10 protein-coding genes and 2 pseudogenes are annotated in these 12,507 nt (G+C 66.7%); 4 read left to right on the top strand and 8 right to left on the bottom strand.

What is annotated here, in order from left to right:
* Window positions 1–14: 14 nt before the first annotated feature.
* The 3 genes and pseudogenes from BMZ43_RS17550 to BMZ43_RS17560 all read right to left on the bottom strand — a co-directional run bounded on the left by BMZ43_RS17550 (window position 15) and on the right by BMZ43_RS17560 (window position 1,973).
* On the bottom strand, window positions 15–1,022 hold the full coding sequence (locus tag BMZ43_RS17550) for a zinc-dependent alcohol dehydrogenase family protein (protein ID WP_093255279.1): 1,008 nt from the start codon (window positions 1,020–1,022) through the stop codon (window positions 15–17).
* A gap of 105 nt (window positions 1,023–1,127) precedes the next feature.
* Window positions 1,128–1,511, bottom strand: a pseudogene (locus BMZ43_RS17555) (DUF4398 domain-containing protein); the annotation flags it as partial.
* Between the two features lie 30 nt (window positions 1,512–1,541).
* A complete protein-coding gene (locus tag BMZ43_RS17560; RefSeq protein WP_017638661.1) occupies window positions 1,542–1,973 on the bottom strand; it encodes a DUF4398 domain-containing protein in 432 nt (143 codons plus the stop codon).
* Window positions 1,974–2,129: 156 nt separating this feature from the next.
* Here BMZ43_RS17560 and BMZ43_RS17565 point away from each other — a divergent pair, with 156 nt between their 5' ends.
* Complete coding sequence (locus tag BMZ43_RS17565; RefSeq protein WP_068383654.1) at window positions 2,130–3,755, top strand: methyl-accepting chemotaxis protein; 1,626 nt, start codon at window positions 2,130–2,132, stop codon at window positions 3,753–3,755.
* Window positions 3,756–3,759: 4 nt separating this feature from the next.
* Here BMZ43_RS17565 and BMZ43_RS17570 read toward each other — a convergent pair whose 3' ends face one another.
* Window positions 3,760–4,929 carry an HPP family protein gene (locus BMZ43_RS17570; protein ID WP_093255282.1) on the bottom strand — a complete coding sequence of 390 codons (1,170 nt, stop codon included), beginning with the start codon at window positions 4,927–4,929 and terminating at the stop codon, window positions 3,760–3,762.
* 257 nt (window positions 4,930–5,186) lie between these two features.
* Between BMZ43_RS17570 and nhaA the strand changes: the two genes are divergently transcribed.
* The gene (nhaA, locus tag BMZ43_RS17575; protein ID WP_068383651.1) at window positions 5,187–6,356 is read left to right on the top strand and encodes a Na+/H+ antiporter NhaA; all 1,170 of its coding nucleotides are present in this window, start codon (window positions 5,187–5,189) and stop codon (window positions 6,354–6,356) included.
* A gap of 12 nt (window positions 6,357–6,368) precedes the next feature.
* Entirely contained in the window at window positions 6,369–6,746 is a 378-nt protein-coding gene (gene crcB, locus BMZ43_RS17580; RefSeq protein ID WP_017638665.1) for a fluoride efflux transporter CrcB, read from the top strand.
* Window positions 6,747–6,765: 19 nt separating this feature from the next.
* On the opposite strand, the gene BMZ43_RS17585 is transcribed toward crcB, so the two are convergent.
* Both BMZ43_RS17585 and BMZ43_RS17590 read right to left on the bottom strand, forming a co-directional pair.
* The gene (locus BMZ43_RS17585) at window positions 6,766–7,818 is read right to left on the bottom strand and encodes an acyltransferase family protein (protein ID WP_017638666.1); all 1,053 of its coding nucleotides are present in this window, start codon (window positions 7,816–7,818) and stop codon (window positions 6,766–6,768) included.
* A 350-nt stretch (window positions 7,819–8,168) separates the two neighbouring features.
* Window positions 8,169–8,690 (bottom strand): hypothetical protein, encoded by a 522-nt coding sequence (locus BMZ43_RS17590; RefSeq protein WP_068383649.1) that lies wholly within the window; start codon window positions 8,688–8,690, stop codon window positions 8,169–8,171.
* Between the two features lie 232 nt (window positions 8,691–8,922).
* Here BMZ43_RS17590 and BMZ43_RS17595 point away from each other — a divergent pair, with 232 nt between their 5' ends.
* The gene (locus BMZ43_RS17595) at window positions 8,923–10,359 is read left to right on the top strand and encodes a dihydrolipoyl dehydrogenase (protein ID WP_068383647.1); all 1,437 of its coding nucleotides are present in this window, start codon (window positions 8,923–8,925) and stop codon (window positions 10,357–10,359) included.
* 172 nt (window positions 10,360–10,531) lie between these two features.
* Here the strand turns inward: BMZ43_RS17595 and BMZ43_RS27450 are convergent, their stop codons facing one another.
* Together BMZ43_RS27450 and BMZ43_RS27455 are read right to left on the bottom strand one after the other, a co-directional pair.
* Window positions 10,532–11,299 (bottom strand): methyl-accepting chemotaxis protein, encoded by a 768-nt coding sequence (locus BMZ43_RS27450; protein ID WP_371913888.1) that lies wholly within the window; start codon window positions 11,297–11,299, stop codon window positions 10,532–10,534.
* 87 nt (window positions 11,300–11,386) lie between these two features.
* Window positions 11,387–12,475 (bottom strand): annotated as a pseudogene (locus tag BMZ43_RS27455) (cache domain-containing protein); the annotation flags it as partial.
* Window positions 12,476–12,507: the final 32 nt, after the last annotated feature.

Raw genomic sequence — 12,507 nt, forward strand, 5'->3', positions numbered from 1 at the left:
TCGTCTGACCATTGTCAGATCTCCAAGACGATCTTGCCGAAATGGCTGCCGTCCTTCTGGAAGGCGAAGGCCTCGGCGATCTCGGCCAGGGGATAGCCGCGATCGATGACCGGCTTGATCCCGTTACTCTCCAGCGCCTGGATCATCTCCTGCTGATGGCGGCGACTGCCGACGATCAACCCCTGCAGTCGTTGGTGCCGACGCATCAGATTGGCGGTGGGGACCTGGCCCTCGACGCCGGTGAGCACGCCGATCAGCGCCAGATGACCATGGATACGCGCGGCCTGGATGGATTGCGCCAGCGTCGCCGGGCCGCCCACTTCCACCACGATGTCGACGCCGCGCCCCCCGGTGATGGCCTGTACCTTGGCGCCCCATTCCGGCTCGTCGCGGTAATTGATCAGGTGATCGGCGCCCAAGGCATAGGCACGCTGCAGCTTCTCGTCCGACGAAGAGGTGGCGATCACCGTGGCGCCCATGGCCTTGGCCAGCTGCAGGGCGAAGATGGACACCCCACCGGTGCCCATGACCAGCACGCTGTCACCGGCCTTGAGATTGCCGTCCACCACCAGGGCACGCCAGGCGGTGAGCCCGGCGGTGGTCAGGGTCGCCGCCTCGGCATGGCTGTAGCCCTTGGGCGCGCGGGTAAAGGCCGTGGCCGGGCGCACCACTACCTCGCAGGCGATGCCGTCGATGCCATCGCCGGGCGTGGTGGAGAAATCGTCGATTGTCGGCTCGCCGTCCAGCCACTGGGGAAAGAAGGTCGAGACCACCTGATCGCCCACGGCGAATTCGCTGACGCCTGCGCCCACGGCCTCGACCACCCCGGCGCCATCGGACATGGGAATGCGCCCATCGGTGGTCGGCATCTTGCCGAGCACCACGCCCAGATCATGGAAATTCAGCGAGCTGGCCTTGATCCGCACGCGGATCTCGCCGGCTCCGGGCTGACCGGGATCGGGCAGTTCACAGTGTTCCAGCTGATCCAGACCACCGGGTTTGCGTAGGCGTATGGCGTGCATGAAAGATCCTCCGGACTATGGCGAGCAAGACGCTCGCGGGTCTGTAGAGGACCACGGTGCCGGGCGCAGGATTCCCGAAGGAGTCCTGCGCCCATGGCCTTACTTGATCGCCTTCTGCAGTTGCTGCAGCTGCTCGGTGCGGGTGTTCAGGCGGGTTTCGCCGCGCTGGGCATCGACCTTCTTCAGCTCGGCCTCGGCCATGCGCAGCTTGATGGTCTGCATGGCGGTCTGGATGCGTTGCTGAGTCAGGTAGGCCAGCTGGTCGACGGTGCGCTCGTTCTCACCGTCCTTGTAGGCCTTGTCGGTCTTGGCCAGCCAGGTGCCGGCATCCTTGGTTTCCAGCGCCGCCAGCTGGGTGGCCTGGGGCTGGGATTCGAGGGCGGCGTAGTCGTTGCGCGCCTTTTCCAGGTTGGGGTTGGGCGGGGTGGCGCAGGCGGCCAGGGTGAGGGTCAGGGCCGACAGTACCGGAAGCAGAAAACGTTTACGCATGGGTTTCGTCCTTCAAGAGAGCGGGCAGCCTTACTGCTGCACCTTTTTCTGTAGATTCTGTTGCAGCTGGAGGTTGATCTGACCTTCCTCGCGGATCTGCTGGATGCTGTTCTGGGCATCCTGCAGCGCCGCTGCGGCCTTGGCGGCCTGGGTCTTGCGAGTCGCCAGGCGGGCATCCCACTCGGCCTGCTCGGCCAGGCGCTTGGCGTCGTCGTATTTCTCGTTGGAAAGCGCCGCCTGGGCCTGGGTCCACTTGTCCTGGGCCGACTTGGTCTCAATCGGGGCGAACTGGTTGCCGCCGCCGCTCACGGCTTCGTTGACGGCCGATTGGGTCACGGCCATCTGCGCGGTCGGCGGATTGCCGGCGCAGCCCGCGAGGAGCAGACCGCCACCCAGGACCAGGCTGGCGAGCAGCGCACGAGGCGCGGAGAACGGGGAGGCGCGAGAGGGACCGGTTTTCATCCGAACATTCCTGGCAGGTCGCCCGGAATGGGCGACAGTGCCTGTGAGACGACGAAAACGCGGCGAGGTTCGCTGCAACCGCTGCGCTAAAGGGCAGGGTGTCCTGGCCGATATATGTTGTCAGACAACAACAGGGCCAGCGGCCACGGAGATTCCATGCTGTTACGCAACTGCAATATCGCGCCCCGCGCCGCGCTGGGCTTCGGCCTGATCGCCCTGATGGTGGCTTTTCTCGGCCTGTTTTCCCTGGCGCAGATGGCGGGTATCCGCGAACGCCAGGTGGTGACGGAGCGCGACTGGGTGCCGAGCATCCGCGCGGTGGACGCCATCCGCGAGAACATGCTGCGCATCCGCACCATCTCCTTGCGGCTGGCGCTGGACCCGGAACCGCGCAACATCGACACCTATGTCAGCCAGTACGAGGCGCGCAACAAGGTGCTCATGGAGGGCATCAAGGCCTATGAGGTCTTTGTCGACACCCCCGAGGAGCACCAGCGCTGGGACCTGTTCAAGCGCGATTTCGCCACCTATCAGCAGGGCATGACCGAGTCCTTCGCCCTGGCGCGGCGGGGCGATACCGTCGCGCTCAACAAACTGACCCTGGTGGACATGAAACCGGTGGTGGACGGCACCGGCAAGCAGCTGGGCGAGTTGGGCGACCTCTATGCCGAGGGTATCGAACGCGATGGCAAGGTCTCGGCGGATCGCTATGAGGCTTCACGGCTGATCGTCATCGCGGTGATCGTCCTGGCCGCCCTGGCCACGGTGCTCATGGCCTGGCTGCTGACCCGCAGCATCGTCGGACCGCTACGCGAAGCGCTGCTGGCCGCCCGCCGTGTCGCCCAGGGCGACCTGACCCAGACCCTGGCGGTGCAGGGGCGTGACGAGGTGAGCGAATTGCAGCGCGCCTTGCAGCAGATGCAGGGGCAGTTGCGTGAGACCCTCTCGCGCATCGCCGGCTCCTCCACCCAGTTGGCCACCGCCGCCGAAGAGCTCAATGCGGTCACCGAGGCCGCGGGCCAGGGCCTGCAGCAGCAGAACCAGGAGATCGAACAGGCCGCTACCGCCGTCACCGAGATGAGCACCGCGGTGGACGAGGTGGCGCGCAACGCCGTCTCCACCTCCGAAGCCTCGCGGGCCTCCAGCCAGGCCGCACAGCAGGGCCAGACGCGGGTCGCCGACACCCTGGGCGCCATCGCCGCCTTGTCCGACGAGGTCGCGGCCACCGGAACGGTGGTCCAGCGCCTGGCCGAGCAGTCCCAGGACATCGGCAAGGTGCTCGACGTCATTCGCGCCATCGCCGAGCAGACCAACCTGCTGGCGCTCAATGCCGCCATCGAGGCGGCGCGGGCCGGTGAGGCCGGACGTGGTTTCGCCGTGGTGGCCGACGAGGTGCGCGCCCTGGCCAGTCGTACCCAGCAGTCCACCCTGGAGATCGAGCAGATGGTCTCGGGCATGCGCAGCGGCGCCAGTCAGGCCCTGGGTTCCATGCACAGCAGCAGTCAGCGCGCCCAGGCCACGCGGGCCCTGGCGGAAACCGCCGGGGTGGCGCTGGACGAGATCAACAGCCGCATCGGCGAGATGTACGAGCGCAACCTGGTGATCGCCAGCGCGGCCGAAGAGCAGGCCCAGGTGGCCCGCGAAGTGGATCGCAACCTGGTCAACATCCGCGATCTCTCCACCCAGTCCGCCGACGGTGCGCGCCAGACCAGTGCCGCCAGCCAGGAATTGTCCCGGCTGGCGGTGGATCTGCAGGGGCTGGTGAACCGCTTCCAGGTCTGAATCGTTAGACGCGCACCGCCTGGTACAGCGCCCGGATCAGATCCGACTGGGTGATGATGCCCACCAAGCGGCGCGAGCCGTCGATGATGGGGATGTGGCGGTGGCCGTTCTCGGAAAACACCGGTACCAGATCGATCAACAAGCGGTCGGCGCTGGCCACCCGCACGGTGCGGGTCATGATGCGGCCGACGCTGTGTTCGTCCTGGCGCGCCTTCGGCCGGACCAGGGAGCGCAGGCGCCAGCCGAGGCCCTCGTGCACGTCCAGGTCGATCTGCCGCATGAAATCGGCGACGGTGACGATGCCCAGCAGATAGCCCTGGCGATCCACCACCGGCAGCGCCTTGATGCGCCGGGCGCGCATCAGCGCCCAGGCTTCCTGCAGCGGCATCTCGGCGCGGGCCGTCACCGGTTCCTGGCTCATGACGTCGGCGCAGCGCAGTTCGCCCATCTTGCGCTGGTAGGCGCGCGCCTCGACCTGTTCGAGCAATTCGGCGAGGTCGTCGCGGCTGATGTCCAGCACCTGGTTGTAGCGCGCCAGCACGGCGTCCAGGTCGGCGCGCTGCAGGCGCGTTTCGCTGCTCGGCTCGGCCGGGCGTGGCACATGGGGCCAGGGGCGCCGGGTCAGGTTGTTGTAGAGCAGACCGGCGCTCACCAGCAGCAGCGAGTCCAGCGCCACCGGACTCCAGGCATAGCTGAAGTCCTGGGCGCCGATGAGCACCATCAGCAGCGCCGAGGCGCCGCCCGGAGGGTGCAGGCAGCGCAGGGTGAACATGGCGGCGATGGCCAGGGCGACCGCCACGGCGGCGGCCAGATTGGCTTCGGGAATCCACCGCGCGCAGGCGATGCCGATCAGCGCCGCCAGGGTATTGCCACCCACCACCGACCAGGGCTGCGCCAGGGGACTGGAGGGCAGGGCGAACACCAGCACGGCGCTGGCGCCCAGCGGCGCCACCAGGGCCAGTGCCAGGGCGCCGTGCTGATGCACCGGCTGGCCTTCCAGCCACCAGGCCGCCAGCAGCGCCGCGAGCAGGATGCCGAGGCCGGCGCCCAGGCTGGCGCGTAGTCGCTCGCGCCCGTCGATGGGTAGCGGCGCGGGCCAGAAGGCCCGCAGGCCCTGGACCAGGCGCGCGGAAAGGGAGGGCGAGGGGGACGGCGTAAGGGGTTCCTGGGACATGGGAAAGCAGCTGCTAGGCAGAACGAGGGCGCTGATGGTCCTCCCTGTACGCCGCCCTGGCAAGACCGAACCGGCCCCTGTGCCGCCTCTTCCAGCGGTCAGGCAGCGCTCCAGAGCGGCTGCCGCCCCAGGTGGATTTTCTACTGCGAGGGGCCGTCCGCCGTAGTAGGATTATCGGCTGGGTGTCGCCGCAGTCGCGCGGTAGGACAGGTTGAATCGAGCGCAGGTCGGGCCGCCGCGCAGGAGTCCTGCTGCCCATGTCATCCCTACCTTCCCCCACCAAGGCCCTGGCCTTCGTTCAGCGCTTCTGCGCCGCCGAGGCCGCCGGCGGCATCGTATTGATGGTCGCCGCGGCCATCGCCCTCATCGTCGCCAACTCGCCGCTGGCCGAGGGCTACTTCGCCAGCCTGCATTGGTACGTCGGTGGGCTCTCCGTCGGTCACTGGATCAACGACGGCCTGATGGCCCTCTTCTTTCTGCTGGTGGGCCTGGAGATCAAGCGCGAGATGGCGGTCGGCCAACTCGCCAGCTGGGGCGATCGCGCCCTGCCGGGCCTCGCGGCCCTGGGCGGCATGCTGGTGCCGGCGCTGCTCTATGCCCTGGTCAATCGCCACGATCCCCAGACCCTCTCAGGTTGGGCGATTCCCGCCGCCACCGACATCGCCTTCGCCCTCGGCGTGCTGTCGCTGCTGGGGTCGCGGGTGCCGGTATCGCTCAAGGTCTTCCTTTCGGCGCTGGCCATCCTCGACGACCTCGGCGCGGTGCTGATCATCGCCCTGTTCTATACCAGCGATCTCTCCGCCAGCATGCTGCTGGCCGCGGCAGGGCTGGTGGCGGTGCTGTTCGTGCTCAACCGCCTCAAGGTCACCGCCCTGCTGCCCTATCTGCTGGTCGGGGCGCTGCTGTGGTTCTGCATGCTGCGCTCGGGCATCCATGCGACCCTGGCCGGGGTGATCCTGGCGTTGTTCATTCCCCTGGGCGATAGCGCGGCCGACGACGCCTCGCCGCTGCTCCGGCTGGAATCCGTGCTGCACCCCTGGGTGGCCTTCCTCATCGTGCCCGTGTTCGGTTTCGCCAATGCCGGGGTCTCCCTGGCCGGCATTTCCCTTGGCAATCTGCTGGACCCGGTGCCGCTGGGCGTCGCCTTGGGGCTGTTTCTCGGCAAGCAGGTGGGCATCTCGCTGATGGCGCTGCTGGCTATCCGCAGTGGCCTGGCGCGGCTGCCGGAGGGTGCCAGCTGGCTGCAGCTCTATGGCGTGGCCCTGCTTTGCGGGATTGGCTTTACCATGAGCCTGTTCATTGGTGCCCTGGCCTTTCCGGGTGCGCCCTTCCTGGTCGACGAGGTCAAGATCGGGGTGCTGCTGGGCTCGCTGCTGTCAGCCCTGGCCGGCATTGCCGTGCTGCTGGTCGCCGCCCGTCGTCGTTGAGAGGAGTTCGAGATGCCCTATGCGCTGTTCGCGGTGATGTTCGGTGGTGCCCTGGGGAGCGCCTGCCGCTGGTGGGTCGGTCTGCGGCTGAATGCACTGTTCCCGCTGCTGCCGATGGGCACCCTGCTGGTGAACCTGGTCGGCGGCTTCGTCATCGGTCTGGCGCTGGGGCTGTTCGCTCGCTATCCGGGGCTGGACGTGCAATGGAAACTGCTCCTGGTGACCGGCTTCTGCGGCGGCTTCACCACCTTCTCGACCTTTTCCGCCGAGGTGGTGACGCTGCTGCAGAGCGGTCGCCTGGGCTGGGCGGCGCTCACCATCACCGCCCATGTGCTGGGATCGCTGCTGCTGACCCTGGCCGGGTTCGCCCTGGCCGGTCGCCTCGGCTGAGTCGACCGGCCGTTGCCCGTCAGGCGGGGGCCACCGGCGCGGTGGGGGCCTGGCGCCGCGGCTTGAATTTCAATGCCGGCGCCTCTATCAGGTGCCAGGACAGCACCGCAAGGCCCAGGGTCAGGACGTAGCTCACCACCAGGAAACCGGGCAGCGAGAAGCTGTCGGGAAACCAGTGCATGAGCAACTGCTGGACCGGGAAGTTGAACAGGTAGAGGCCGTAGGAGTAGTCGCCGAAGCGGCCGAAGCCGTGTAGCACCGGCACCTGTACCTGGGCCAGGTAGATGATCACATAGGCCAGTGACACCAGGTGGATCACCGGCAGCACGTGCCAGACGATGGCTGCCAGCGACAGCAGACAGAGCGCCAGGGCCAGGTCCAGACGCCAGGGGATGCGCGGCCCGGCCAGTTGCAGCAGGGCACCGGCGAAAAAGAACATGCCCAGGCTGAACACCTTGTGCAGCACGAAGCTGGCGATGCCCATCTGCGGCAGCAGCAGGAAGTTGCCCACCACCAGCACCACCAGGGTGGCCATGACCACCGAGCGGGTCAGCAGCCCCAGCACCCCGATGATCAGCAGCGACAGGTACATGAAGACCTCGTAGGGCAGGGTCCAGTAGCTGCCGTTCACCGTGTCGGGAAAGGGATTGCCGGTGAAGACGCCGGGCAGTTCGAAGCGCGTCATCAAGAGGATGTTCTTGAAGAAGCCCAGGGTCTGGCGATCGCTGAAGTAGGCGCTCGTCTCGCGACTGGTGGCGAGCCAGCCCACCACCAGCACCGAGAAGAGCACCGAAACGATCAAGGCTGGAAAGATCCGCAGGGCGCGCTTGGCGAGAAAATCCAGCGGATTGCGGCTGCGCTGGAAGGACGCCGTGATCAGGAAGCCGCTGATCACGAAGAACACATATACGGCGATGTTGGCCGCGTCGGTGAAACCGGTGAAGTTGAGGATCGGCTCGGCGCCGATGTGACCCGAGAGCCAGAAGCCGTGGCCGATCACCACGGTGGAGGCCGCGGCGAATCTCAGGAAATCGAAGTTGTTGCGTCCCTGGGGGACGTGGGCGGTGGTCATGTCTGCTCCTCGCAGCCGTGGCCCATGCCGCGGCCGCCGCCCGGGAGCGGACTCCAGGCGGACGGCGACGCACACGGCATCGGCGGGAACGCCCGTCAGCGCGACGGACGCAGGCAAAGGCCGCTGCCGGCTATACCGGCAACGAAAGGGCGACAGCCGACGCGATCAGCGAGATCGGCCAGCCGGCGAGGGCAGGGGCTATGGGGGGCTGAGCGGCGCGAAAGCGGGCGTCATGCGCCAGGACTCCGGGAGAGCGGTACCGCGAGAGGCGACGGGGACGACGAGACGCGCGCAGGCGAACGGGGTCTGGGGCCTCCCGGCCGCCCCTTGCGCTGCGCGCGCCTCGTGCATCAGGCGCTGGCCTGCAGCGGCTGGTCGTGCGCTTCTTGCGCTTGTTCCAGGGCGAAGGGCTCCTGGGCGAAATAGAGGGCGGCGCTCTGGCGGGCGTGATCGCCGAATTCCTGTGGGTGGCGCATGACGATCCGTTCGAAGGCGCCCGGCTCCAGGCCGTCTTCATAGAAGCCGTTGTGGCACTGCAGGATGCCCGAGGCGCAGACGCTGCGCTCGACGGCGGCGATCAGGCCGCCGGCTCTGAGACTCTTGACGATGTTGTGCGGCAGCCGCTGGCGGCGTCTCAGACTGGCGGCGGTGTCGCTGAGGGTATCGAGGATCTCGGTCTCGGCCGGCGACAGCTTGCGTACGTCCAGCTTGGACTTCTGCACCAGGTAGCGACGGGAGAGCAGGCGGGCCTGGTCGTTGAGCGCCTTGAGCACCGTACCGCTGAGTTCACCACGGGTAAACAGACCGGTTTCCAGAGCGATCAGGTAGGACCAATCGTTGATGAGCGGAATCTTGCTGATGTCACGTTCCATGTGAATGCCTGCGTCCATATAAGTTGGCTAATTGAGGATATGAAGCCTCAATGGTTCCAGATCGCCAGTATAAGGTGACGAGTGGCATAGAATTTGACGGTCCTGACAAGAATTGTCGGTTTTTTGTCGAAGTGGGTCACGCCTTGAGGATGCAACCTCAACGCTGCGCTTGGGGTCACTAGCTGGAGTCCTGGCGCGAGTCGGGTGACCCTCCGTAACCTCAGGTGATGAGATGAGTGACCCTGTAGCCGCTTCGACCCCCGCCGATCTGCAGTGCGACGTCGCCGTGATCGGCGCCGGAACCGCGGGCCTCGCCGCCGAACGCGCCGCCCGGCGCCAGGGCGCCAGCACCCTGTTGATCGATGACCACTGGGCCGGTACTACCTGTGCCTCGGTGGGTTGCATGCCTTCCAAGTTGCTGATCGTCGCAGGGGAGGCCCATCATGCCGTCCAGCGCGCCGCGACCTTTGGCATCGAGGTGGGCGATGTCCACGTCAATGGCGCCGCCGTCATGGCGCGGGTGCGCCGCGAACGCGATCACTTCGTTGCGGCGACCAAGCAGGGTTTCGAGAAATTACCCGAGGGTGTGGCCCAACGCGCCACCGCCTGCTTCATCGCGCCAGATCGACTGCAACTGAATAATGGTAAAACTATTCAGGCCAAAAGTATCATCATCGCCACGGGCTCCTATCCGCTGGTGCCCGCGCCCTTCGACGCCTTGGGCGACCGCGCCCTGACCAACGAAACGATCTTCGAGCTGCCCGACCTGCCTCGTTCCCTGGCGGTGATAGGCACCGGTCCTGTAGGCCTGGAACTGGCCCAGGCCATGGCCCGCCTGGGCGTGGCCGTCACCCTGTTCGGTCAGGATGATGGCCTGGGTGCGCTCCAGGACACCGAGGTCAAGGCCGAGCTGCGCAAGATCCTGGCGCAGGATCTGACCCTGTACCTGAATGTTGAGGTGGATGCCCGCCGTGAGGGCGCGGGCGTGCGGCTGTCCTGGTCCGGTGCCGCGACTGGCGAGGGCGACTTCGATTATGTGCTGGTGGCCGCCGGCCGTCCGCCGCGACTCAAGGGCCTGGGCCTGGAAACCACCGGCATCGAGCTGGACGACCATGGCACGCCGGTCTACGACCCCAAGACGTTGCAGTGCGGGTCCTCGTCGATCTTCATCGCTGGCGATGCCGACCATGACCGGCCGATCCTCCATGAGGCCTCCGACGAGGGCGCCATCGCCGGGCACAATGCCGCCTGCTATCCTGAGGTACGGCCCACACCGAGATCGCCGCTGTTTTCGCTGATCTTCACCGATCCGCCGGTGGCCGTATTGGGCAGTCCGCCCGATGAGGACAGCCTGATCGGCACCTCTTCCTACCATGACCAGGGCCGCGCCCGGGTCGAGGCGCGCAACCAGGGCATCGCCCGTTTCTATGCCGAGCCAGGCACCGGCAAGCTCACCGGCGCCGCCATGGTCGGGCCGGGCATGGACCATATCGGCCACCTGCTGGTGCTGGCGCTGATCCATGGCGAGACCGCCAGTTCGCTGCTCGACATGCCCTTCTATCACCCCACCCTCGAAGAGGGCCTCAAGAGCGGCCTGCGCGAGATCTGCCAGGCGGCCCACAGCAGCCTGCGCGGCGATCGCGACCAGGGTTCGCCGTCCGGGGCTTGAGGTGAGGGGGGTTGGGCTTCGACGATAGGGCCGTCTCAACCCAACCTACGGGTGCAGCACCGTAGGTTGGCGCTGAGCGCAGCGAAGCCCAACGGTACGTTCTGCCCCATTCGGCCACACAAAAAAGCCCCGTCGGGATCACCCGCGGGGCTTTCGCTCGCTCAACCAGCCATCAGGCCTTGAAGCGTCTCACCAGTCCATCCAGCTCGCCCGACAGCTGCGACAGGCGCGAGGAGTCGCGGGTGGTGGATTGGGCCAGGCCTTCCACCTGCTGGGCATCGTCCTGGATCTGGGCGATGTGGCGGTTGATGTCTTCGGCCACCTGGTGCTGCTCCTCGGCTGCCGCGGCGATCTGCAGCGCCTGATCGCGGATCTCGTCCACCGACTGGCGGATGCCTTCGAAACTGCCACGCGCCTCGCTGATGGAGGCCACGCTGGTCTGCGACAGCTCCAGGCTGGTCTCGATCTGGCGGGTGACCTCCTGGGTCTTGCGCGCCAGGTTGCCGAGCAGGCCGTCGATCTCGCCGGTGGAATCGGCGGTGCGCTTGGCCAGGGCGCGGACCTCGTCGGCCACCACCGCGAAGCCACGACCTTGTTCACCGGCACGGGCCGCTTCGATGGCGGCGTTGAGCGCCAGCAGGTTGGTCTGTTCGGCGATGCCGCGGATGGTGTCGAGGATGGTGTTGATGTTGTGACTGTCTTGCTCCAGCACCGCCATGGCCTGGGCCGACTCGGCCAGGCTGCTGCTGAGGCGATTGACGTTGCCGGTGGCCTTCTCGATCTGGCCGTAGCCTTCCTGCACCCGGTGGTGACCGGCGTCGGCGGAGGCCGCGGCGTGGCTGCAGGAACGCGCCACTTCGTTGGAGGTGGCGACCATCTCGTTGAAGGCGGTGGAGACCATTTCCACGGCCTCGCGCTGGCGCCCGGCCACCTCGTTCATGCTGGCGGCGGCCTGGGTGGTGGTCTGCGACGCCTGCTGCAGGTCGGTGGAGGCCTGGCCGATACGCTGCACCAGTTGGCGGATGCTGGCGAGGAACTGGTTGAACCAGCCGGCCAGGGCGGCGGTTTCATCCTTGCCCTGGACGTTGAGGCTCTTGGTCAGATCGCCTTCGCCCTGGGCGATGGATTCGAGACCGGCGGAGACGCCACGGATCGGTCGCACGATCATGCCGGCAAAGGCCGCACCGAGCACGGCGAACAACAGCGCCAGTACGGCGGTGATGCCGGCGATCTGCCAGGTCAGGGCGGTGGCCTTGCCCATCACCTCGTTACGCTCGATCAGGCCGATGAATTTCCAGCCGAGGTCCTTGGCCTGATAGACGTTGACCATGTAGTCGGTGCCATTGAGGGTGACCTCGCCCAGGCCGCTCTGGATGCCGCTGAGGGTCTGGTAGGCGTCGCCCAGCTCCTTGAGCTGCTTGAAGTTGTGCTTGGGATCGCGCGGGTCGACCAGCACGTTGCCATTCTCTTCCACCAGCATCAGGTAGCCGCTCTGGCCCAGGGTGATGCTCTTGACCAGATCGGTGAGCTGCTTGAGCGAGATATCCAGGCCCACCACACCGCGGACCTTGCCGCTGGCGTCTTCCATGGTCCGGACGATGCCCATCAGCGAGACGTCGTCGGTCGCCCAGTAGTAGGCCGGGGTACGCACCACCTTGCCCGGATTGTTCATGGCCGCCTGGTACCAAGGGCGCACGCGCGGGTCGTAGTTGGCCAGCTTGGCGTCGTCCGGCCAACTGGCGTAGCTGCCATCGGTCAGGCCGATCGACAGATAGGCCGTGGTGGGGTGGGTCTTGGCGAAGCGGGTGAAATAGCTCACCGCTTGCTGGCCGGCTTCGGTCTGCGGCTGCTGGGCGGCATCCGCGCCCTGGTAGTTCTTCAGGCCATCCAGGGCCAGGATGCTCGGCTCCTTGGCCAGGTAGTCGACGTTCTGCTGGATGCCGGCAAAGAACTGCTGGATGTTGCGATCAATCTGACGGATTTCGCGCCCGCTACCGTCGAGGAAGTCCCCGGTGGCCTGGCTGCGCACGTTCATGATGACCACGCCCGCCACCAGGATCACCGGGAGGCAGGCGGTTACCGCGAAAAGCGATGTGAGTTTTTGTTTGATGTTCATCGAAAGCCCCGGTCGCGCCCTGGCGCGAAGAG

The organism is Pseudomonas sp. Snoq117.2 (assembly GCF_900110545.1).
GTDB lineage: Bacteria > Pseudomonadota > Gammaproteobacteria > Pseudomonadales > Pseudomonadaceae > Chryseomonas > Chryseomonas benzopyrenica.

What these genes read in the sequence shown, in the direction of transcription:
- BMZ43_RS17550 (WP_093255279.1), bottom strand. Translation starts at nt 1,022, where the DNA reads ATGCACGCCATACGCCTACGCAAACCCGGTGGTCTGGATCAGCTGGAA.
- BMZ43_RS17560 (WP_017638661.1), bottom strand. Translation starts at nt 1,973, where the DNA reads ATGAAAACCGGTCCCTCTCGCGCCTCCCCGTTCTCCGCGCCTCGTGCG.
- BMZ43_RS17565 (WP_068383654.1), top strand. Translation starts at nt 2,130, where the DNA reads ATGCTGTTACGCAACTGCAATATCGCGCCCCGCGCCGCGCTGGGCTTC.
- BMZ43_RS17570 (WP_093255282.1), bottom strand. Translation starts at nt 4,929, where the DNA reads ATGTCCCAGGAACCCCTTACGCCGTCCCCCTCGCCCTCCCTTTCCGCG.
- nhaA (WP_068383651.1), top strand. Translation starts at nt 5,187, where the DNA reads ATGTCATCCCTACCTTCCCCCACCAAGGCCCTGGCCTTCGTTCAGCGC.
- crcB (WP_017638665.1), top strand. Translation starts at nt 6,369, where the DNA reads ATGCCCTATGCGCTGTTCGCGGTGATGTTCGGTGGTGCCCTGGGGAGC.
- BMZ43_RS17585 (WP_017638666.1), bottom strand. Translation starts at nt 7,818, where the DNA reads ATGACCACCGCCCACGTCCCCCAGGGACGCAACAACTTCGATTTCCTG.
- BMZ43_RS17590 (WP_068383649.1), bottom strand. Translation starts at nt 8,690, where the DNA reads ATGGAACGTGACATCAGCAAGATTCCGCTCATCAACGATTGGTCCTAC.
- BMZ43_RS17595 (WP_068383647.1), top strand. Translation starts at nt 8,923, where the DNA reads ATGAGTGACCCTGTAGCCGCTTCGACCCCCGCCGATCTGCAGTGCGAC.
- BMZ43_RS27450 (WP_371913888.1), bottom strand. Translation starts at nt 11,299, where the DNA reads ATGAACGAGGTGGCCGGGCGCCAGCGCGAGGCCGTGGAAATGGTCTCC.